Below are 23264 nucleotides of genomic sequence, written 5' to 3'. Positions count from 1 at the left end.
AATAGCATTACTATCTAGCTTCATTGGCGTCGCACTCTTGTACAGAATAACTTTACTGAACAAGTACATTCAATTCGATATTTTCTTATTGAATAGCCTGCTATACTCAGGTAAAATCACCAGCAAAAAAAACAGCAATACAGTAAGGATAATTTTCTTCTTACTTTTTTCGTCAGGCTTTTCAAGCATGGCACAGCAAACGTCTGCAAAAAGAATTGCAGTAAACGAAGTCATCAATTTAGCGACAAATAATTTACAATACACCATCAATAATCAGCAAATCGCCAAAGGCACATTGCAAATCAACACCGCTACAGCTTTTGCTAAAACCGGTGTGTTTGCAGAAAATGAAGATTTGCGGCCCAGCGATAATAAAGGCATTTTAAAAGTAGGCGTATCGCAAACCATTGCCTGGCCGGGATTATACAAAGCACAGAAAAATTTGTACGGCGAACAAATAAAATATTACCAGGCAAACACAGCTGCTATAGATGTACAAATAAAAAAAGAGGTTAGGGAAGTTTATTACCAGCTCTGGTATTTGCAGGATAAACAAAAACTATTTGAACGCTTAGATAGTATTTATAAATCACTTAGGAGTGCAGCAATATTAAAAGTAAAAACCGGCGATAGCCCCGGGCTGGACAGTATTGCTGCCAATGTGCGAATGATGGAACTGCAGGCTATGCTGCAACAAATTAATAATGATGTAAAAATACAGCAGCAGGTGTTAATGCAGTTATTAAATACTGCAGAGGCTATGTTGCCCTTACCATCTCCGTTAGAAAAATTAACTATGCCGGTAACGCCAGCTGACAGCTTACATCCTTTACTGGCTTTGCAAACGCAAAATATAAACATCAGTAATGCGGCAATTAGCATTATAAAAAATGAAAACAAACCGGATTTTTCAGGCCGTTTTTTCAGCCAGCGTTTGTGGGGAGCAAGTGATCCCTTTACCGGGTTTTCAGTTTCGGCGGCGTTTCCTTTATTTGGGGCTACTGCTTACCGTAATAAAGTAAAAGTAGCAGCGGCAGATGTTTTATTACAGCAAAAACAACTGGACTACAGCAAGCAACTCTTAAATAATCAGCAGTTGCAGGCACAGCAGCAGGTGCAGCGAAATAAAACCATGCTGTCGTTTTACGAAACCGCAGGTTTAAAACAAGCCAATGAAATTATTAAAGCTTCCTCATTAGCCTACCGAGCAGGCGAAATTAGTTTTGCAGAATTTTCGCAATTTTTAACACAGGCCATAGAAGTTCAAAAAAATTATCTCGAAAATTTGAATGCGTACAACCAGTCTGTCATTCAATATTATTATTACATCAATCAATAAAAAATAAAGATGAAAAAATTAGTAGCAGCAGCAATTATTTTACCGGTAGTATTTTTCTTTTCTTCCTGCGGCAGCAAAGAAAGTAAAGAAACTACTGCCACCACAACTGTAACGCCAGCGGAAGAGGAACATGAAAATGAAAATCCTGACATGGCTGTTCTCACAGAAGAACAAATAAAAAGCATTGGTATTGAATTGGGCACCATAGAAAACAAACAACTTACCGCAGCATTAAAAACAAATGGTGTGCTGAAAGTTCCTAATCAAAACAAAGCCACCGTAAATTCTATTTATAGCGGTGTAATAAAATCTTTGCTGGTGCAGCCGGGTAATTTTGTACGGCGTGGACAAACCATTGCCACCGTGGCCAATCCTGAATTTATACAGGTGCAAAGCCAGTACCTGAATGTAAATTCAAAAATTGTATTGGCAGAATTGGAAGTAAAAAGACAGAAAGAATTAAACGCAGGTAATGCAGGCGCATTAAAAAATTTACAGAGTGCCGAATCAGAATTAAGATCATTGCATAATGCTAAATCTACATTGGCGCAGCAAATACAATTGATGGGCATTAACCCTGCAAGATTGGGTAATGGAAAATTAATTTCGGTATTGCCTGTAGCCAGCCCCATTAGCGGCGTAGTAAGTAATGTACTGGTAAAAATGGGCGGCTATGTAGATGTAACAACAGTAGTTGCAGAAATAGTTGACAACAGCCAGCTGCATTTAGATTTATTTGTGTACGAAAAAGATTTACCCAAATTAAAAAATAATCAAACCATACATTTTACAGTAACCAATAATCCCGGTAAAGAATATGATGCACAAATATATTCTCTCGGTTCATCTTTTGAGGGCGACAGCAAAGCCGTATCGGTGCATGCAAAAGTAAAAGGCGATAAAACAGGATTGATTGATGGTATGAATGTAACTGCTGTTATAAGTTTAGCAAATGCAACGGTACCCGCTGTACCCAGCGATGCAATTGTAACAGTTGATGGTAAGGATTATATTTTTATGCTGCTGGATAATGAACCCGTTAAGCCTGCAACTGATACAGCAAAACATGATGCTGCAGAAAAGCATAACGAACATGAAGAGGGGATACAATTTGAACGCATACCCGTTGCAAAAGGCGGCAGCGATATCGGCTTTACAGAAATTACATTATTAAAAGAAATAAAGAAAGATGCAAAGATTGTAACTAAAGGAGCTTTTTTTGTATCGGCTAAAATGACTAATACAGAAGGGCATGAACATTAATTAATAAAGTTTAATCAAATTGAAAAATATAATTTTATTAATTATCTAAATAGAGGGAAACAGCAGGAGTTAATTTGATAATTGATGAATAAATACCCCGTGACCTTACTGTAATTATTAACAAAACCAACCACAGATAATCATGTATTTTTACACCCACTAAATAAAAATAGAAATGAATAAAACATATTGCTGGAAATGTGTACTGATGCTGGCATCAGTTTTAGGTTTGGTAAATGCATTTATGGCTTAAACTAAACCATGCATTAATTAAGGGGTTGCAGATAATTTATTTGCAACCTTTTTATTTGTTAACGGTAAACACCTGTGCTGCTGCATTATTTTTAAGCACTACTAATAAATTATTTTCTTTCATATAAATTAACTTGCGGCTTTCGCCCCTTACTTTTAAACCATCTGTTGTATGCGGCACTGCAGTAAATTCTCCTTTGCCATTTCCTTTAAGCATTAATATTGAAGTGGCATCAATATTCCCCACCATCACAGCAGGGTCGTAACTGTTACCACAAACAATAATATCTTTTATGCCGTCTTTATCAAAATCATCAACAACAAAATCATTTATATTGGAGAGCTGGGCTTTTTCAGCAAAGGCAATAAAACGAAAGGCACCATTGCCATCATTTATTAAAACACCCGATTCAAAAAAATTAGTTTTATAAATATCCATTCCCTTTTTTTGCTCTTCCGTAAAAAGTTTATCGAGTGTAGTACCGGAATAATCTTTGTAGCGGATAAATTTTTTCCGCATAGAAGGCATTTGATCTATCAACTGATCCCTGCTAAAAAGCGGATAACATTTGCCTTGATTGTAATAACCCAGTACCGCATCGTAACTGCCATTACCATCAAAATCTTTTGCATAAATAGTGCAGGGGTTGTAATAATTTCCTTCTATCGAACAGTTAGTTCCCCTGTTACCTAAAACAATATCAAGGTCGCCATCGCCATCAACATCTGCTGTTTTTAAACAATACCACCAGCCACTAAATTCATCCATATTAATTACTGTATCTTTTTTTGTAACAGGAGAAATAAAGTTTACGGTTTGCTGTTGTTTTTTAAATGTGCCGTTCTGCATTTTAAAAATTGCTGGTGCCATCCACTCGCCGGAAACAATTAATTCATTTTTACCATCACCATCAACATCGCTCCATGCAGCACAATTAACCACGGCGGGTTTGTTTAATTCGCCTGCAATTGCAGTAGTAACATTTGTAAATACACCTTTATTATTTTGCAACAGCATACTGTTATCTGCCTGCGGAAATTTGCCCGGCAAAACATGCCCGCCAACAAATAAATCCATATCGCCATCGCCATCATAATCAATAGCAGTAACTGATGAACCATTAAAACCTTCTGTTGGTAATGCTTTTACTGCTTTAGTAAAATTTCCTTTTCCATCATTTATATACAACCTGTCCTGGAATAAAATATTGCCGGCACTAAACTCTGCGCCGCCACTTACTACATACAGATCATTGTCTTTATCACCATCAGCATCAAAAAATACTGCAGCCATATCTTCGTAAGCTTTATCAGCAGCAAAAGCAATTTGTTTTTTTTCTGTAAAAGAACCAGCTGCATTTTGGAGCACTAATTTACCCTCAATACCTGCTGCACCACCGATATAAATTTCCGGTTTACCATCGCCGGTAACATCGGCAGCAGCAAAATAAGGGCCTTTGCGGCTGCATTTATAAGGAATTAAAGGCTCTCTTTTAAAATCTATATAATCGTTTTCAACCTGTGTGTATTTAATTTTATTTTGGCTGGATATATCAGTAAATAAAAAAGATTTTTTTTCTGTGGCAGGTGCAGCAGGTTTTGCATCGCTCTCATAAACAGTTAATACCTGGTTTACATTTACGTTTTCTATAATAATTTTTTTAAGAGAAGGAAATGTTATTTCAACTTTTGGAATAATTGTCTCTGTCCCTGTACCAAAATGCAATACATGTTCCATTGTAGATAAAAATCCACGCTGCGGATTGTAATGCTGCAATTGTATTTGTCTTTTAGCATCAGTTAATTTTACTGTTGCTCCATATACTTCTTCTTTTGAAGTTGGGCTTGCAAAAAATTTAAACCTTAAATAATTTGCAGCAGCGGCATTATCTGTTGTATTATTTTTAAAAACAAAAGCTGCATCATCTACATTATTAACTACTAAATCTAAATCGCCATCATTATCTAAATCGGCATACGCCGCACCGCTGCTAAAAGATGGAGGCTCATCCATCCATGTGTCTGTATAATTATCGAATTTTAAACTGCTGTTGTTATGATACAAATAATTTTTTGTTTTTACAGATGGAATACTTTGCAGCCACTTATCCAGGTCCACACTTTGTCCACGGTTCATGGAATTTATAATTGAATCGAGAATAAAAACTTTATAATCCCAGTCGGTAATATCTCGTTTTAATCCATTGGTTACATAAATGTCTTTCCATCCGTCGTTATCCAAATCTGCAATTAATGGTGCCCAACTCCATTCTGTTTCGGCTACGCCTGCATGGTTGGCTATTTCGCTAAATGTTCCATCTGTATTATTTAGCTGTAAACTGTTTCGTGGGTATTGATAAAATAAATTAAACTTCAGCAACAGCTGAAACTTATCGTAATTCTGGTTTACGGCAAACAATTGTTTTTGCCTGGTGGGTTCTTCCACTGCCATATCCACCACATAAATATCCTCAAGCCCATCATTATTAATATCACCAATATCGCTGCCCATTGCCGAAAAACTGGTATGGCTTAAATAAGAAGTGAGTTTATCTGTAAAGCTGCCGTTCTTATTATTGATAAAAACAAAATCGGGTTTATTAAAATCGTTGGCAACATAAATATCCGTCCACCCGTCGCCGTTTAAATCTGCAAGCGAAGCGCTTAAGCCAAATGCATGTGTAATGAGGCCGGCTTTTTTAGTAACATCAACAAATTTCCCTCCACGGTTTTCATACAACCTGTCGCTGGTATTAACGGTTGTGGTATCTTCTACATAAATTAATTTACCATTTTCCATCCGTGCAGGTATCGTCATCGATTTACTGAAATCATCCTGGTGATTTACAAAAAAAACATCTTTATCGCCGTCGTTATCATAATCAAAAAAGTAAGACTGAATAGAATAACTCACGTCTTCTAAACCATATTCCGCTGCTTTGTTGGTAAACGTTAAGTTTCGGTTGTTGATGTATAAAATTTTCTTACGCAGTTTAGGATCTTTAAAACCAGATTTACAAATGAAGATATCCAGATAACCATCTGAATTTACATCCACCATATTTACACCGGTTTTAATTCCTTCGCCGCCATTAACACCGGCATTATCTGTAATATCCTGAAATTTAAAATTGCCCAGGTTAAGGTATAATTTATTGTACCCTCTGGTTGATGAAAAATAAATATCGGGTAAGCCATCATTATTAATATCACCAATGCTTACGCCGCCGCCGATGTATAGATTTTCGTACAGGTACATAAACATGGTGGCATCTTCAACAATATCATTCCTGAAATTTATGCCGGTACTTTGTGGCGATAAAAGTGTAAACTTTTTTTGTTGTGCATTTGCAGCATCAGCAAATAAAAGCAGTAATAAAAAATAAAAACAACGATACAGTTTCGGCATAAAAATTATTTAATAATTGCTGCAGGATACAAAAGGTTGATGATGTATTTACCAATGGCTCTGCCCTGCAACACACTTATACGGGCCGTTTCGGGATAATGTATGCCACCGTAAACACGGCTGGTGGATGATTGCAATGATGCTTCGTAAAATGATTTAAACGAACGGGTGCCCTGGCCAAAAGGTATTTCTGTTCTATCGGTAAATGCAAAATTTTCTCCCAGTAAAGCAGTAAGTATTGTGGCTGCCGAATTAGAAACCACCGAATGGCCGCTGGTAAATTCGGGGAATGGTGGTGTTTGAATAAAAGGTGTCCAGTTACGGTCCACCATGCGGTTAATAATTGTTATGGGGCGTATTAAATTGGTTCTGTATTTTTCGTCCCAGCAGCTGATGAAGGCATCATAAATAGCTATTGCTGTAAGCGCATACACCTGTGATGATTTTGCAACTGCAATATTTTTTTGAACACATGCCTGCTGTGCTATTATTAACCAATGCCCGCCGGGAGAAATTTTATGAATAAAAAAATTAAGGTGGCCAATGTTGGAAGAAACATTTGGATTATCATCCCAGTACAAAGCGGTGGCTTTGCGAACACTGTCTAATTTTTTTCCAATGTTATAACACTCCATCATTGTTTTGTAAAACATTGATTTTTTAGAAGTGCTGAAAACTAATTTTTCTTTAGGAGAAAATTGTGATGGTTTGGTAAGTGTTAATGGCCTTACGGTATTCCAGTGCGGCTCCAATCCCTGGGTATAATCTAACGGCGTGGGTTGCCAGTCGGCGGGTTTATTGGTAATTATATACCGCATTAATCCCCGGCTCTTTAAATAATTATCTCTTTTTGTCCATGCAATAATACTGTCGGCAACGGTGTGGCCATACTGAATAGAATTTTTATTAAGTGTTGTATCCGGCAGCAGCAGTAAAGAATCGGTAAAAGACTTTCTCCAGTTTTCAATTTTATATTCGGTACCTACTAAAGCCTGCGCTACATAAGAAAAAGCAACAGCGGCTGCAATAAAATTATCAGTTTTAATATTTTGTTGTAAAGATGGAATAGCTTTTAACCCGTTTAATTTTCCAGCTAATGATGGCAATGAAGGATCATCTAATCTGATACATTCGTAAAAAGCAATATTGGGATAAACATAAATGCGGCTGGCAATGGGAGGCGTAAACAAATCTTCCATTACAGTATTAACCAAAAGATTGTTGAGGTGGTGCAATAACTGCTCTTTTTGCTGGGCAAAACTTTTGCTGGTAATCAATAATAAAAGAATGGATAAAAAAGATAGCGAAATTCTTTTATTGATTTTGTTAAGGTTCATTTGCGGAAAGTTTGGTAACACTTAAACAAATTTAAAATAAATAGTTGGTGTTTGGGTTTTCTGCTTTCAGGCGGATAAAATAAAAAAGCCGCTCTGCGTATTAGCAGAACGGCTTTAAAAAAGTGGAATCAATTTTATCTTACCAGTTTCAATTCTTTTATAATATTACTTGCACCACCTAATTTATCAATACACCATAATACATAGCGTACATCTACACAAATAGTGCGGTTTAAATCTTTATCAAATGCAATTTTATGGCTTAAAGCTTCGTAGTTACCATCAAAAGCCAAACCTAATAAATTACCATTGGCATCAATAACCGGGCTGCCTGAGTTACCACCGGTAATATCGTTAGTAGTTATAAAACCAATAACAAGATCGTTGGTACGCTTATCTATATATTGGCCAAAATCTCTTTTTTTCAAAAGCTCTACCTGTTTGGCAGGTAAATCAAATTCGTAATCGCCTGCTTTATATTTTTCTAAAATTCCTTTGCTGGTAGTTACATAATCATAAAAAACGGCATCTCTTGGGCGGTAACTTTTTACATTGCCATAACTAACCCTCATGCTAAAGTTAGCATCGGGATACATTTTTTTAACTGCTGCAGGGTTCATTTCCATTATGCCTTTCATGTATGCCCTGCCCAATTCGTTATTTTTATTGGTAAATGCTGTATAAAGCGGTGCATACTTACTGTTGTAATTGCTTATAAAAGCATTGGCAAAAGCAAATGCAGGATCGCTCTGTAATGCAACTGCAGTTGGGTCAGCAGCAAATGCAGCCCACTTAGTATCATCCAAAAGCATTGTTTTTGCAAACACATCTTTTGCCCAGGCTTTAAATGTTGCTTCTTCTTTTAGATTGCCAAAAGTTCCTTTCATACTTTCAAAAAAACCAACCGGGTGCTGGTTTTTATCAACTTCATTATAATACATCATAGCAACGGCGGCCATTATTTTTTCATCGCTCGGTAAATCTTCGCCTTCTTTAAAAGCTTTACGGCCTGCAGTAGCCGCTTCAATAGCTTTTCTAATTTCTGCAGATGGTGTACTTGGTTTTAATAATTTATCTTCTAATGATTTTAAAGATGCAGCATAGGCACCCAATGGAGAACCAACTACTCCTTCAATATTATACTGCCGCATTTTGCTGTAAGGTGTCCAGGCAGCATAATTTTTTGCGTAGTCGGCAAAAATATTTTCATATTCCGGTTTGCCCTTTGCCCAAGCAGTAAATTTAGCTTCGTATTCTTGCTTTTGCTGCTGTGTTTTAAACTTAATTAACTGTTTAGTTTCACCATCAAAAAATTTCCAGTAATTGGCAATGCCTGCGTAATTGCTGGATAGCTTTAATTTTACTGCAGGGTCTTTAATCATTTCTGCGTACATGTACTTCAACCGCATATCACGTAAGCTCACCAGAGAAGGGTTTTCAATTTCATTTTTTAATTTAATGCCATAGCTGGTTTCGTAACGGTTGGTACCGCCGGGGTAACCATAAATCATGGCATAATCGCCATCTTTAAAACCTTTAATATTTACTGGTAAAAAATGTTTTGGTTTTAGCGGTACATTATCTGTACTGTAATCGGCAGGCTTGCCGTCTTTCGCTGCATATACTCTAAACACACTAAAATCTCCGGTGTGGCGTGGCCACTCCCAGTTATCGGTATCACCGCCAAACTTACCAATACTTTCGGGAGGTGTACCAACCAGTCTTATATCACGGAATCTTTTATATACATACATGATGTACTGGTTACCTTTAAACATGCTGTACACTCTTCCTTCTAAACCATTTTCTTTGTCAGCAACTTTATCAGTTATGGCTTTAATAACATCAGGTAATTTTTTTGTTCTTTCCTCCCAGCTTAAACCTTTTACGGCATCTTCCACCTCTTTTGTTACGTCGGTAATTTTATCTAAAAATTGTACCGTTAACTGGCTTTTTATTTCCTGGTCTTTATTGTAAGCGTAAAAACCATCTCTTAAATAATTATTTTGTACACTGCTTGCAGCAGCAATAGCGCCATAGCCACAATGGTGATTAGTAAAAATTAATCCCTGGTCGCTTACAATTTCTCCGGTACAACCACCGCCAAAAATTATAATAGCATCTTTTAAAGAGGATTTGTTGATGGAATACAATTGTTCTTTGGTAAGTTTAAGTCCACGTTTTACCATATCGGCATAAACCTGTTCGCCCAGTAACATTGGCAGCCACATACCTTCATCGGCGCTGGCTTTAAATAACGAGATTGATAATGCAATCGCTAAAAAAATCTTTTTCATTACGTTGTAGTTTTTAGAAAACAAATTTACTCAATATTTATTTTAAAGGATATATCATATTTTTTCATGGTTGCTTTACTTACTTTTTCCCAAAACTCAATCTTCTACATTTCCCCCTTTAGGGGATAGGGGTTGCATCTTATTGTTTATATTTGCCATTAATAATCAAGCACTATAAATGGCCATATTCGATTTTAAATTGCCTGCTTCTATTGCCCGTGCTTTACATTTACCTGTAAGCGACCCACGGCGGCAACAAATTAAAGTGCTTAAAAAATTATTGCGTAAAGCAAGATTTACAGAGTTTGGCCAGCGCTACCGCTTTGATGAAATTTTATTAAGCCGCCACCCCGGCAAAAAATTTCAGCAACTGGTACCCACTTATAATTACAATAAAATTTACGATGCCTGGTGGCACAAAGCAAAGGATGGCATACCTGATGTTTGCTGGCCCGGAGTAATAAAATATTTTGCATTAAGCAGTGGTACCAGCGATGCTACCAGTAAATTTATACCCATAACAAAAGAGCTGATAAGAAGCAATGTTATTACCAGCTTTAAACAGTTATTAAGTTTAACCAAATACCAGGATGTGCCTAAAAGTGCCGTGGGTAAAGGCTGGTTGATGCTGGGCGGCAGCACACAATTACAAAAAGGTGCTACTTATTACGCAGGAGATTTAAGTGGCATACAGCAAAAAAATATTCCGTTTTGGTTTCAGGGATTAGGCCTGTACAAACCCGGTAAAAAAATTGCACGTCAAAAAGACTGGGGAAAAAAACTGGAAGAAATTGTGGCGAGTGCCCCTAACTGGGATATTGGATTTATAATTGGTGTACCGGCATGGCTGCAATTGTGCATGGAAAAAATTATTGAAAGATATAAGCTTAATAATATTCACGAGATATGGCCCAACCTTTCGTTTTATGTACACGGCGGAGTAGCTATGGAACCCTATAAAAAAGGATTTGAAAAATTATTAGGCAGGCCCATTACTTATATAGAAACGTATTTGGCAAGCGAAGGTTTTTTGGCCTATCAAAACCGGCAGGATACAAGAGGCATGCATTTGGCACTGAACAACAATATTTTTTTTGAGTTTGTCCCTTTTGATGATAATAATTTTGACAGTGAAGGTAACATGACCGATGAGCCGGAAACATTAATGATTCATGAAATTGAAGAAAATAAAGATTACGCCATTTTAATAAGTACCAATGCCGGTGCATGGCGCTATGCCATTGGCGATACAATAAGATTGGTGGATACAGCAAGAAGTGAAATAGTCATTACAGGAAGAACAAAACATTTTTTAAGTTTAGTGGGTGAGCATTTAAGTGTGGATAATATGAACAAAGCCATTGAAATGGTGAGTGAAGAATTAAATATTTCTATCCCCGAGTTTACGGTGGCGGGTGTACCGCATGGCAATTTTTTTGCACACCATTGGTTTGTGGCTACCGATGATAAAGTAAACGCAGTTACATTGGCTGCAATGATTGATAATAAATTAAAAGAGCTGAATGATGATTATGAAGTGGAACGCAAGCATGCATTAAAAGACGTAATTGTAGATGTGATGCCCGAAAAAAGCTTTATGGATTTTATGAAAGCAAAAGGCAAAGTAGGCGGGCAGCATAAATTTCCAAGGGTATTGAAAGGAAAAATGCTGGAAGACTGGCAAAAGTTTTTGATAGGCGAAAAGTTAAGTTGATAAATTAATTGGTAATGCCGGTATCTTAATAAGATCAAAAATTCAGTAACCCGATTTTTCTTCAATAAATAAAAAGTAAAGTATATTAATTTTCTTCTTCTCTGTTTTTCTCTTAGCCAAAATTTTATTATAACTTCAAAGCTTAAATAATTTTATTTAATGGTTGATGCATTTATTAAAGGACTTGCCATTAGTTTATTGCTGATTTTTTCGGTGGGGCCTGTAATATTTACTATAATAAAACAAAGTATTAACCATGGCAGGCGTGGCGGTTTTAGTTTTGTGGCTGGTGTTTGGCTAAGCGATATTGTATGGGTTATACTTAGTGTAAGTTTTAGCGAGGCTGTAAAAACACTTTTAGATTTTAAAATTCCTATTGGTATTGCAGGCTGTTGTTTTTTAATTGGTATGGGTATTTATTTTGCTTTTATAAAAAAAGTAACACCACGGCGTTTGCAGGAGCCAGTAGAAATTGCAGGCGATGAAATAACAAGCACAGGAAAACATACAAATTACTTTGCCATATTTACTTCGGGGTTTATTATAAACACACTTAACCCTGCAGTTATTTCTTTTTGGGTATTAATGGCGGCATCACTTGCTACGGTTTACTCATTCAACCACCAGGTAATTATTTTTTGTACCTGCCTTGGTATAAATATGCTGGCCGATGTAGGCAAAGTTTTAGGTGCAGGCAGCCTCGGTAAAAAATTAAGCGATAAAAATATTTTACTCATCAACCGTATATCGGGGGTTTTATATTTAATTTTTGGGGCAGTAATTTTAACCGGTATTATTTATACATTGGTAAAAGATTAACAGTAATTATTTTAAAGGCGCTGCTCTATTTTTTATTTTGTACCATGAAGATATTATTACCTCTGCTTATCTTATTTTCTTTTAAGGCCAATGCCCAGGTAGCCGACTTTATTTATTTAAAAAAGAAAAATAAAACTATTCAAACTATTTACGCAGGCCAGCATATTTCTATTACTACAGAAAGTGGCGCCTATATTACTGCATTTATCAATGGTATTAAGAATGACACTTTATTTTTACAGGAGTTTATAATTAACTATATACCTACTACCATTGGTACTTACATTATAGATACTGCGGGCAGCTACCGCTATAAATTTCATTACAACCAAATTAAAGCCATTGGTAAAAAACAAAAAAAAGGTTTTAATGCCAAAGGAAGTGGTGCCAGTTTATTTGGTGGCGGCGTATTACTCACTTTAGCAAGTGGTGTGGTGTTTTTGGTTGACAGAAAAAATTTCAGCGCCCCTTTATTAATTGCCTCGGCTGCATTAGGTACTTTGGGTTATTTTTGGGCCACAAGTGGCAGAGAGGGATTAGTTATTGGAAAAAAATACCAATTGGTTTATATGGATATGAGCAATAACAAAAGGTAAACATTTATATTGCACAAAATTTAACCTTCAATAACAGATCATTTTGAAAACTATTTGGCCGGCAGTAAAAAAGATATTTTTAGTGATGTTTATCATTCATGTATGCTGGTTTTTATTTTTTGTGTTTACTAATTTTTCCGATGCAGTTGAAATAAAAGAATTTAAATGGAAGCTGCTGATATTAATGGGTATTATTGCCGCTACCGCCATTGTATATTTTATCTGGTTAAAAAAAATTAAAATAGTAAAAAAAATACTGGCACTAACCTGGAAAATTATTTTTACCGGCTACATAGCTTTCTTTATTTATTTTTTAATTGGTTTTATTTTTAATCCTCCGGTAACATTAACACAACTCGGCAGTATGGTGCAGGGCAATGGTTTATCAAGAGATTATATCAGTTACAATGCCATGGGCCCAAATATTAAACTGGCAGTAATTGCAAGCGAAGATCAATTATTCCCTGATCATGATGGCTTTGATATTAAAGCCATAAAGCTTGCAATGAAATATAATAAACGGCATCCTAATAAAACAAGAGGTGCCAGCACCATCAGCCAGCAAACAGCAAAAAATATTTTTTTGTGGCAGGGAAGAAGTAAACTAAGAAAAGGCCTGGAAATGTTTTTTACTTTTACCATTGAAACAGGCTACACCAAAAAAATAATTTTAGAACGCTATTTAAACATTGCCGAAATGGGCCGTGGCATTTTTGGTGTGCAGGCTGCAGCAAAAAAATATTTTAATAAAGATGCGAAAGATTTAACCCGTGGCGAAGCTGCACAAATTGCCGCCAGTTTACCCAACCCAAAATTATATTCGGTAAAACCTTTAAGCAGGTATGTTGCCAGCCGCTACGATGATATTATGCGGCAGATGAATAATTTGCAACAGGATGCGGATGTGCAACAGTTAATCCGTTAGTGTCACGACGGTTAAAACCGTCAGACGCTTTCAACCATCAAATGCTTTCAACAGCCGCAATCGCCTTCCCCAACCTTTCTTCATAACCCCCGCTAATATCCACCCACGGCACATTTTGGTTCACCATAATATCTTTATAGTGATGATAAAGCTTTTGCCTGTTTTCTAAATCTGGATATTCCCTTAATTCATCTTTTACCCAGGGTAAATCAGTATTACAGAGTAAATACAAATCGTATTTTCTTTCTACAATGCGGTTTAATATCCAGTGATGGCATTTTTCAAAAACAAATTCACACCAAACTTTCATTACATACATGTCGGTATCAATAAAGATTGCCGATTTTAGATTGTCGATTTTAGATTTATTTTCTGGCTGCCAATAATCAACCGCCAATTGCTCTTTTTCCAATTGTCCTTTTGCAACATCCAGTAAATTTTCAAAAGTGTAATCGGTACCGTTTTTTAAAAGATATTCTCTTGCATATTCTTTTACCCAAATGGTTTTATATTGAGCAGCAAGCTGCTCACACAAAGTACTTTTGCCTGTACTCTCGGGCCCGATTATTACAATTTTTTTCATCAGTTATTTTTTGGAAAGATTCTTCCACATGGGTTTTGTTTTTAAAACTTTTTTATATACAACGCAACTTTCGTCGTGGGCGCCGGGTAAATAACCTGTACTCATTAAAAACTCATTTACAATTTCGCCGCCGGTAAACTTAAAAGTTTGCTTAAATAATTTCATCCATTCATCTTTTGTTTTGGGATGATGATGGGCTAACCAGTTTTTAAAAGAACCCGATTCTTTTTGTATCAGTAAAATTGCTTTTGCATTTTCTATTGCCGCATTTACTTTTAATTTATTGCGGATAATGCCGCCATCATTTAATAAACGTTCAATATCCTTCTCTTTATAAGCAGCCACTTTTTTTATATTGAAATTGTGGTAAGCCTTTCTAAAGTTTTCCTGTTTGTTTAAAATCGTCGTCCAGCTAAGGCCGGCCTGGTTTATTTCTAAAATTAACCGGCAAAATAATTCATCATCACTTTCAATAGGAAAGCCATAATGATTATCGTGATAGATTTTGTGTACAGTTTGTTCGCCGGGTTTAAGCGAATTGGTAAAAGTGCAATAACTCATGATTTATTTTTTATTTCTTTTTTCCAGGCAATATATCCCATCCAAGCCATGAGCAAAAATAAAATATACATTAAAGTAAATAACATAAAGCCTTTATAAAAATTTAAAGGAATGGCAACAATATTACTTACTATCCACGCCAGCCAATTTTCAATTTTTCTTTTTGCCATCCACCACATTGCAGTTACAGCAGATCCGGAAACCAGCGAATCTAAAAATGGTGTATTACTGTTAGTGAAATTTTGTAACACATAATAAAGGATACCCCAGGAAGCTAAAAATAAAAATATACCGGAGCCCAGCTCATTTTTGTTGCACCAGCTTATTGGATACTGTAAACCATATTCTTTTTTTTTTGTCCAGTTATACCAGCCATAAACACTCATAATAAAGTAGTATATATTTAGCGAAGCATCGGCATACAATGGCGGTACAGAAATAATAAAATAGACATAGGCGGCCAGTAACACACCAATTATACCTGTTGGATAAACCAGTACATTATTTTTTCTTGCATACCAAACACTTGCTATTTGTGTTATGGTACTGCCCCATTCCTGCCAGCGGGTTAATTTTATATCTGCAATAAACTGTTCGTAAATCTGTTGTAAGGTCAACATACTTTTTAAAAATGTGATTAATATTTATTCCTGTATTTTCTCATGGGCCTCAGATAGCGTATTCCTTTTGATGTTTGAAACCTGGTAGCCACCTGTTGCCATTGATTATTATTAGTGCGCCAAACCAGGAAATGCAAATGCGGAAATAATGTATATCCGGTTTTGCCGCTTAATGCAATGGGCTGATCCTGTTTTACGGTATCACCAACATTTACCAATGCACCATTAAACTGTAGGTGCCAGTAACCTGCACGACTGCCATCGGCATGCTGTATAACAATTACATTACCAAAGGGACGGTATTTTTTATTCCAGCCGCCTTTATCACCATCTTCTTTTACACGAATAACAACACCATCTCTTGCTGCAGTAACTACAGTTCCTCTCTTCATTTTAAAATCTAATGCTGCCCTGTTTTTATGAGAGTATTTACTAAAATAACCCTGCACCAATAAATGTTTTTTATTTTTTTCGTAGGGAAGATGATACACAAAACTGGTATCATCTTTAATAATACCTTTTTGCAAAAGCTTAATTTGTTTACGCTGCGGATTGTTACTTACCGAACAGCTTGCAAAAAAAGCAACTGCAAAAAATAAGGCAATATTTATTTTATTGGTAGTCATTTTATAAAAAGCTGTTTGTAAAGATAAAAGTAAAAGACTTTATGCCGCAGTAATAAATTAATAGGTATATTCAATAATAAGCGAAAGCTGTTTTAGTATAAAACAATGTGCAATGTTTAAAAAGATAAGTTTTATTTTACTGCCGGTATTTTATATTGGCGCAGGCATCAATCATTTTTGGCACCCCGCTAATTATTATACAATAATTCCTGATTATTTACCTAACCCGGTTTTTATAAATTTATTTTCTGGCGCTCTGGAAATTATTCTAGGCATATTATTTTTATTTGCTGCAACAAGAAAAATTGCAGCGTATGGAATAATTGCCCTGCTCATTGCATTTATACCGGCGCATATTGTTATGATACAAAATGGTTTTTGTTTAACTAATGGCTTTTGTTTGCCGGTGTGGGCATTATGGTTCCGCTTATTTCCTTCGCAGTTTTTGTTAATGTGGTGGGCATGGAAATGCCGTAAATAATTTTACTTACGGCATTATATTACTCTTGTATTTTTTATTTTGTAAGTCTGTACACCACCACTGCATTGCAGAAAAAAAGATTTTTTGCATTTTCTGAAAGCGATGGATTATTGGGAACAATAATAACATTTTGCGGCAGCACATAACCCGGCGTTACGCTTACAATAAATCTTTTTATTGCATAAATAACGTCCATCTTAATATCGTAACTGAGTAAATTAAATTTTTTACTGGTTTCAGTTACCATTTGCTGCGATGGTGGCAATAATGGGAAACCATTATTTTTATAATAAGTACGTGTAAAATTTTGTGTACCGGCATTGGCAACTACTGCAGGTTTTATTAAAAAAATATTTTGCTTTTTTACAAATTTAAATTGATGATCAATACCGGCATTGGCAAAATAATCAATATCATCTTTGGCAAAAGCGGCACTTGCCCCAGTGTTAATATTTACAATTTTATTTAAATAAGAAAGTGTAAAACTGGCCTGACCCAGTTGCACAGCCTGCACTAATTTACTCTGGTCTTTATAAAAAAACTTATCGGCTGAAATACTGCCGGCAACTCCTTTCTTTTTACCAAAGCTATACGTAGCATTTATAATTGTGGCAGCATAATCAAAATTGGTATTGCTGTTTTTAATAAAAATAAAAGTAGGTGTAACAGAAAAATGTTTACCGGCCTGTATAATTACGGTGGTTAAAAAAGCGCTGCTTTTTAAACTGTCGGTACGGCCATAATAATGAAGCCGTGAAGAATATGCAGCACCGGCGTAAATACTTATTTTTTCTTTTTCTTTTGTACTGTCGCTTACAATTGTAGAATCTGATACAGCCTTTTGTGCTACACTAATAATTGTACAGCAAAAAATTAATGTAAATAATATTGCTGTGGGAAGGATTATTTTTTTCATAAGTTAAAAATTATGGGGCAAAAAATAGCCGCTGATTAATAGCGGCTATTTTATTATTGCAGTCGCCGGTTTATTGATTACCTGCGGCGGCTTTTGTTTGTGATTGTACTTTTGCATCTGCTTTTACACTTCCTTTTGTTTGTGCAGCTGCTTTTGTTGTTTCTTTTGCGGCAGTTGTAACTTCCGATTTTGTTTCTTTAACTGCTTCCTGTGTTGCGGCTTTTGTTTTATCAGTAGCTGCATTAATTTCTGAACCTGCTTTTTGATCAACCCCAACATTTGCATCTGCTTTTACAGATGTATTGGTTGATTGATTAGCTGATGCATCATTATTATTTGCGGATGCATTGCTTTTAGTTTTAGCATCTGCAGATACATCAGTTGATGCATTTACTTTTGTTTTACTTGCTGCTGCAGTTGTATTTTTTACAGAGCCGGTTGTAACAGCAGCAACATTTTTTGTAGTTGCTACAGTTGATTGTGTAACATTTTTAGTAGCTGCTGTGGTACTTTGAACAGCTGATGTTGCTGCTGCTGTATTTGCAGTAACGCCAACTGCGGCCTTTGTTGTACTGCTAACTGCTGATGTTAATTGTGCTGATACTGAGGTAACGCATAATGCTGCTGCTGCAACAAATAAAAATTTTACTTTGTTTGTTTTCATAAAAGTGTTTTTAGTGATAAAATATTTACACAGTGCAATTTTCAAATACTGTGCCAAACAAAAGATGATACAAGATTTAAAAATGCAGCCTGTTAATTAAAAAAAACTTTTAAAAAATACGATAGTATATTTTTTTTGGTTTTTATTTTAGAATAAAAAAAGAGGAAATAGTTTAATCACAATTTATTTTTTACAATAAACTGACAAAACTTTTTTTAACATTATTTTATTGCTTTATAATATTTACCGGGACGTAAATAAATAATTCCTTTTTTAGTTATAAACCTTGTAGCAATATTTTTTCCAGCCGCATCATATACCTGAAAATGCAAATGCGGAAATGCAGTATAGCCTGTATTGCCGCTGTAACCAATATGCTGGCCCTGTTTAATAGTATCGCCAACGTTCACCAGTACACCATCTTTTTTTAAGTGCCAGTACATCGCTTCACCGCCATCATCATGTTTTATTATTATGTGGTTACCATCGGATAGATATTCATCTTTTAATCCACCCACATCACTGTCTTCTTTTATTGCAGTTACTATGCCAGCCCGTGCCGCACAAATTTTACTGCCTTTCTTCATTTTAAAATCTAAACTGATTTCATTTTTATGGCTCATCTTACTGTTGTACGCCTGTATCAATAAAAATTTACTGCCAGTTGCATAAGGTAAAGTATATACCGGACTGTTATCTGGTTTTACCCTGCCACCTTTTAAATCATAAATTTCTTTATCGGTTAATTGAGCGTTAGCTGCAAAAGAAAATACTACTAATAAAAACAGAAAAGTATATTTCATACACAATATTTTTATTCAAGATAAAAGTTTTTAATAAAACATAATTAAAGTTCAATAAAGTTATGTTGTACACGAGTGCGACGCCACCGAAGATGAATATGGAAATACCGTTCGGCTCAAAAGAAAAAAGCACCCTTTAACAGAGTGCTTTACTAATAAACTATTTAACTATTTAACTATTTAACTATTCCGCTTCCGCCACCACTTCTTTCACCTCAGGTATCATGCGCTTCATCATACCTTCAATTCCGGCTTTTAATGTTATTGTAGATGATGGACAACCACTGCAACTGCCCTGCATGGCTAAGTTAACGGTACCGTTTTCGTAGCTTTTAAATTGTATGGCGCCGCCATCCATTTCTACGGCAGGCTTTACATAATTTTCTAATAATTCTTTTATACGTTTTACCACATCATCATCATCGGCATGTACTTCGTTGGTGTTGGTATTTTTCATGGCAGCCACTTCTTCATCATTTACCACAGCTTTGCCTTCTTCTAAATAATCTTTTAAAAATTGTTTTATGGTAGGAATTACATCCTGCCAATCGGCCATGTCGCTTGTTTTAGTAAGCGTAATAAAATTGCTGGCAATAAAAACTGCTTTTATAAATGGAAAAGTGAACAGCTCCTGTGCCAACGGTGATGGGCCAGCACTTGCTTCATCTGCAAAATCTATGCTCTTGCCGGGGTATAATAATTTGTTGGCCACAAACTTCATTGTTTCAGGGTTGGGTGTCATTTCGGTATAAATGCTCACTACGGTGTTTCCTGTCTTTATCATAAAATGATATTTTTTATAGATGCAAATTTAATAAGATTTGCCGGTGTTTAAAGTTAAAAAGGTTTTGGAGGAGATATTTTTCGGATTTCGAAAGAAGGGGCACGCTGAGGGGCAGAGCGTGCCATATTTATTAAAAGCCCCTCACTCAATTATCCTCAGCTTAGCATAATTCAACATGATCTTCTTCTCTCCATTCAATTCAAAATTTACAGTAGCAATAGGATTATGTGCAGCGCCTTCCATTTTCATCACTTCGCCAAAGCCAAATTTTTGGTGTTCTACTTTTTGCCCGGCCTGTAAATTGCTGGTATCGCTGGCTACAAAATCGGCAGCAGGTGTATGTTCAATAGTTTTTTGTACTGGCTTTGGTGCAAGGTAAGATGGTGTTGCAGTTTTACCCGGAGGGGCACCATATTGTTTTGCTGCATTTGCTGCTGCATTAGATTTTCCGCCCCATGCATTGCCGCCACCACCGCTAAAACCACGGTTCATTCTTTCGAAAGCACCGCCGCTGTTACCGGCATTTTTTGTACCTCCGCCGGCATAACTTTTATCTAAATGCTCTTCAGGTATTTCTTCTAAAAAACGGCTGCTGTCGTTTTGCTGTAACTGGCCAAACCGATAGCGGGCATTGGCATACGTTAGCCATAGTTTATGTTTAGCCCTTGTGATGGCTACATAAAATAAACGGCGCTCTTCTTCCAGTTCTTCTCTTGTATTTATGCTCATGGCATTAGGAAAAAGCGTTTCTTCCAAACCTCCAACAAACACTACGGGAAACTCCAAACCTTTTGCCGCATGTATCGTCATCAATTTTACCACATCGTTGTCGCCTTTGTCGTCATCAGCATCGGTGAGTAAAACAATTTGCTGTAAGTAACCACCCAAACTTTTATCGCCTACTTCACCGTCTTCTTCATTCATTGGTGTTTCGGTAAATTCTTTAATACTGTTTAATAATTCCTGAACGTTCTCATAACGGGCTAAACCTTCTGTAGTTTTATCGTTAAATAATTCTTTAACAATGTTGGTGCTTTTGCCCACTAAAATAGAAACATCGTAGGCATTCTTTTTTGTCAGCTCACTTTGAAACATTTTTATCATCGTCACAAAATTATCAATGCTTTCTAATGTGCCGCTTTTAAAACCATACATAGCTGCATTGCAAAAAACTTCCCACAGCGTTAAATTATTTTCGTTGGCAAATAGTACCGATTTATCAATAGTGGTTTTGCCAATGCCCCGTACAGGGTAATTGATAATGCGTTTCAATGCTTCCTCATCTCTCGGATTAACCACAATGCGTAAATACGCAATAAAATCTTTTACTTCTTTACGCTGATAAAAACTCATACCGCCATAAATGCGGTAAGCTATGCCCATGCGGCGCAAGGCTTCTTCAAAGCTGCGGCTTTGTGCATTGGTACGATATAAAATTGCAAAATCTTTATTGTAATAATGATTACGGAGTTTTTGTTCCTGTATAGTATCGGCAACGCATTTGCCCTCGTCGTTATCCGTCATGGTGCGTACCAAACGTATTTTTTCTCCCTGCTCGTTATCGGTAAATAATTTTTTTTCTATCTGGTTTTTATTGTTGCCGATAACTTCGTTGGCTACACTTAAAATACTTTTAGTGCTGCGGTAGTTCTGCTCCAGCTTTACCACTTTTACCTCATCATAATCTTTTTGAAACTGTAAAATGTTTTCGATAGTGGCACCACGAAAACTGTAAATACTTTGTGCATCATCACCCACCACACAAACATTTTCATGCATGGCACCCAGCAGTTTTATAATTTCATATTGGGCCGTGTTGGTATCCTGGTACTCATCAATCATAATGTATTTAAACTTGCGCTGGTACTTGCTTAAACTATCAGGATTGTTTTTTAAAAGAATGTACATTTTAAACAACAGGTCGTCAAAATCCATGGCGCCGTTTTTAAAACAACGTTTGGCATACGCATCGTAAATTAAACCGATAGCGGGGCGGTTGCTTCTTGCATCTTCCTGCTGCAATGCCCAATCGTTAATATATTCTGCAGGGCCAATCAATGCATTTTTTGCTGCGGAAATCCTGTTATAAACTACATTGGGTTTGTAATGTTTATCATCTAAATCCATTTCGTTGATGACGGTTTTTACTACACTCTTTGCATCATCGGTATCATAAATAGTAAAGTTGCTGGGGTAACCCAATTTACCGGCTTCGGCTCTTAATATTCTTGCAAACACACTGTGAAAAGTACCGATATATAAATTTCTGGCTTCGGTGTTGCCCAAAACTTTTTCCACCCTTTCCTTCATTTCGGCAGCGGCCTTATTGGTAAATGTCAGCGCCAGAATATTAAAAGAATCTACATTATGGTAACCCATTAAGTGGGCAATACGTGTAGTTAATACTTTTGTTTTGCCACTGCCTGCACCGGCAATAATCATTATGGGGCCGTCTTTATGCTGTACCGCTTCTTTTTGTGGATCGTTAAGTTCGTCTAAATATTTTGGCATTGGGCGAAGGTACGAAAGGCACTTACAGAAACCTGCTTTGCGTTTTACACTTTTTAAAATTAATTAATAGAATAATGTCTATAAAAAAATAGTGCAACAGCTACAACATACCATTTTTTTTAACGTTTCTTTATCCCGTCTAATATCCATATCCAATCAGCAAAATACACTCCTATGAATTATCAAAACAATATGACTGATGAAACACTCATTCAGTTTTACCTTAACGGCAACCCCAATGCACTGGCCACACTTGTAGAATTATACAAAGACAGAATTTACCGCTCCATTTATATGATGGTGCAGGATAAATATGTTGCCGAAGAAATTTTTAGAGATGTGTTTATAAAAATTATCGACAACATGATGGCGGGCAAAACTGCCGAAGAAGGTAATTTTTTAAAATGGGCCATCAACATTGCACACAACCTTTGTATGGAGCATTCCCGTAAAATAAAACCAACTGTAGTTATTAATAATAATGAAGTTAGTACTGCCCATGCAATTGGGTTTTCTGTTGCACCAATGCTGACCGATAATCTGTATCACCACAGCCATGGTAAAATAAAAAGTATGATTGATATGCTGCCCGAAGAACAAAGAGAAGTAATGGTATTAAATCATTACATGGGTTTAAGCTTTAAAGAAATTGCCGACCGCATGAAATGCAGTGTTACAGGAGCTTTAGATACTATGAAATTTGCATTGAACAACCTTAGGAAACTTATGAATGAAAAGGAAGTAATGTTAAGATAAAGCATTCT

Annotated in this window: 20 protein-coding genes; 8 read left to right on the top strand and 12 right to left on the bottom strand. The window is 36.1% G+C overall.

Annotation, left to right across the window (positions count from 1 at the left end; all coding sequences use genetic code 11):
* Positions 1-187: 187 nt before the first annotated feature.
* Together ACY651_RS18010 and ACY651_RS18005 are read left to right on the top strand one after the other, a co-directional pair.
* Complete coding sequence (locus tag ACY651_RS18010; RefSeq protein ID WP_462254895.1) at positions 188-1339, top strand: TolC family protein; 1152 nt, start codon at positions 188-190, stop codon at positions 1337-1339.
* 9 nt (positions 1340-1348) lie between these two features.
* Positions 1349-2602, top strand: a complete 1254-nt coding sequence (locus ACY651_RS18005; protein WP_462254894.1) for an efflux RND transporter periplasmic adaptor subunit — start codon at positions 1349-1351, stop codon at positions 2600-2602.
* A gap of 304 nt (positions 2603-2906) precedes the next feature.
* Here the strand turns inward: ACY651_RS18005 and ACY651_RS18000 are convergent, their stop codons facing one another.
* The 3 genes from ACY651_RS18000 to ACY651_RS17990 form a co-directional block, all read right to left on the bottom strand.
* The gene (locus ACY651_RS18000) at positions 2907-6263 is read right to left on the bottom strand and encodes a VCBS repeat-containing protein (RefSeq protein WP_462254893.1); all 3357 of its coding nucleotides are present in this window, start codon (positions 6261-6263) and stop codon (positions 2907-2909) included.
* 5 nt (positions 6264-6268) lie between these two features.
* Positions 6269-7600, bottom strand: coding sequence for a vanadium-dependent haloperoxidase (locus ACY651_RS17995; protein ID WP_462254892.1), 1332 nt, complete (start codon positions 7598-7600; stop codon positions 6269-6271).
* A 134-nt stretch (positions 7601-7734) separates the two neighbouring features.
* Positions 7735-9897 carry a S46 family peptidase gene (locus tag ACY651_RS17990; protein ID WP_462254891.1) on the bottom strand — a complete coding sequence of 721 codons (2163 nt, stop codon included), beginning with the start codon at positions 9895-9897 and terminating at the stop codon, positions 7735-7737.
* A gap of 178 nt (positions 9898-10075) precedes the next feature.
* Between ACY651_RS17990 and ACY651_RS17985 the strand changes: the two genes are divergently transcribed.
* From ACY651_RS17985 to mtgA, 4 genes are all read left to right on the top strand, one after another.
* Positions 10076-11611, top strand: a complete 1536-nt coding sequence (locus ACY651_RS17985; RefSeq protein ID WP_462254890.1) for a GH3 family acyl-acid amido synthetase — start codon at positions 10076-10078, stop codon at positions 11609-11611.
* Between the two features lie 159 nt (positions 11612-11770).
* Positions 11771-12430, top strand: a complete 660-nt coding sequence (locus tag ACY651_RS17980; RefSeq protein WP_462254889.1) for a LysE family translocator — start codon at positions 11771-11773, stop codon at positions 12428-12430.
* A gap of 44 nt (positions 12431-12474) precedes the next feature.
* Complete coding sequence (locus ACY651_RS17975) at positions 12475-13026, top strand: hypothetical protein (RefSeq protein ID WP_462254888.1); 552 nt, start codon at positions 12475-12477, stop codon at positions 13024-13026.
* Positions 13027-13069: 43 nt separating this feature from the next.
* Positions 13070-13951, top strand: a complete 882-nt coding sequence (mtgA, locus tag ACY651_RS17970) for a monofunctional biosynthetic peptidoglycan transglycosylase (RefSeq protein WP_462254887.1) — start codon at positions 13070-13072, stop codon at positions 13949-13951.
* A gap of 37 nt (positions 13952-13988) precedes the next feature.
* Here the strand turns inward: mtgA and ACY651_RS17965 are convergent, their stop codons facing one another.
* The 4 genes from ACY651_RS17965 to ACY651_RS17950 are packed head-to-tail and all read right to left on the bottom strand — an operon-like array spanning position 13989 to position 16341.
* Positions 13989-14534, bottom strand: coding sequence for an AAA family ATPase (locus tag ACY651_RS17965; RefSeq protein WP_462254886.1), 546 nt, complete (start codon positions 14532-14534; stop codon positions 13989-13991).
* 3 nt (positions 14535-14537) lie between these two features.
* Complete coding sequence (locus ACY651_RS17960; protein ID WP_462254885.1) at positions 14538-15095, bottom strand: DNA-3-methyladenine glycosylase I; 558 nt, start codon at positions 15093-15095, stop codon at positions 14538-14540.
* Positions 15092-15715, bottom strand: a complete 624-nt coding sequence (gene pnuC / locus ACY651_RS17955; protein ID WP_462254884.1) for a nicotinamide riboside transporter PnuC — start codon at positions 15713-15715, stop codon at positions 15092-15094. The genes ACY651_RS17960 and pnuC overlap by 4 nt, the downstream gene beginning before the upstream one ends.
* Before the next feature lie 17 nt (positions 15716-15732).
* Entirely contained in the window at positions 15733-16341 is a 609-nt protein-coding gene (locus tag ACY651_RS17950; RefSeq protein ID WP_462254883.1) for a M23 family metallopeptidase, read from the bottom strand.
* A gap of 112 nt (positions 16342-16453) precedes the next feature.
* Here ACY651_RS17950 and ACY651_RS17945 point away from each other — a divergent pair, with 112 nt between their 5' ends.
* Positions 16454-16822 (top strand): DoxX family protein, encoded by a 369-nt coding sequence (locus ACY651_RS17945; RefSeq protein WP_462254882.1) that lies wholly within the window; start codon positions 16454-16456, stop codon positions 16820-16822.
* A gap of 34 nt (positions 16823-16856) precedes the next feature.
* On the opposite strand, the gene ACY651_RS17940 is transcribed toward ACY651_RS17945, so the two are convergent.
* The 5 genes from ACY651_RS17940 to ACY651_RS17920 form a co-directional block, all read right to left on the bottom strand.
* Positions 16857-17738 carry a hypothetical protein gene (locus ACY651_RS17940; RefSeq protein WP_462254881.1) on the bottom strand — a complete coding sequence of 294 codons (882 nt, stop codon included), beginning with the start codon at positions 17736-17738 and terminating at the stop codon, positions 16857-16859.
* A 70-nt stretch (positions 17739-17808) separates the two neighbouring features.
* Positions 17809-18402, bottom strand: coding sequence for a hypothetical protein (locus tag ACY651_RS17935; RefSeq protein ID WP_462254880.1), 594 nt, complete (start codon positions 18400-18402; stop codon positions 17809-17811).
* Positions 18403-18623: 221 nt separating this feature from the next.
* Complete coding sequence (locus tag ACY651_RS17930; protein ID WP_462254879.1) at positions 18624-19205, bottom strand: M23 family metallopeptidase; 582 nt, start codon at positions 19203-19205, stop codon at positions 18624-18626.
* Between the two features lie 184 nt (positions 19206-19389).
* Positions 19390-19989 carry a NifU family protein gene (locus tag ACY651_RS17925; protein ID WP_462254878.1) on the bottom strand — a complete coding sequence of 200 codons (600 nt, stop codon included), beginning with the start codon at positions 19987-19989 and terminating at the stop codon, positions 19390-19392.
* A 141-nt stretch (positions 19990-20130) separates the two neighbouring features.
* The gene (locus tag ACY651_RS17920; protein WP_462254877.1) at positions 20131-22500 is read right to left on the bottom strand and encodes an ATP-dependent helicase; all 2370 of its coding nucleotides are present in this window, start codon (positions 22498-22500) and stop codon (positions 20131-20133) included.
* A gap of 174 nt (positions 22501-22674) precedes the next feature.
* Between ACY651_RS17920 and ACY651_RS17915 the strand changes: the two genes are divergently transcribed.
* The gene (locus ACY651_RS17915) at positions 22675-23256 is read left to right on the top strand and encodes an RNA polymerase sigma factor (RefSeq protein WP_462254875.1); all 582 of its coding nucleotides are present in this window, start codon (positions 22675-22677) and stop codon (positions 23254-23256) included.
* Positions 23257-23264 lie beyond the last annotated feature (8 nt).

It is taken from the genome of Ferruginibacter sp., from assembly GCF_031391665.1.
Classification (GTDB): domain Bacteria; phylum Bacteroidota; class Bacteroidia; order Chitinophagales; family Chitinophagaceae; genus Ferruginibacter.
Note: the sequence above shows the minus strand (reverse complement) of the source record. Positions and strands in the feature narration are given on the sequence as shown.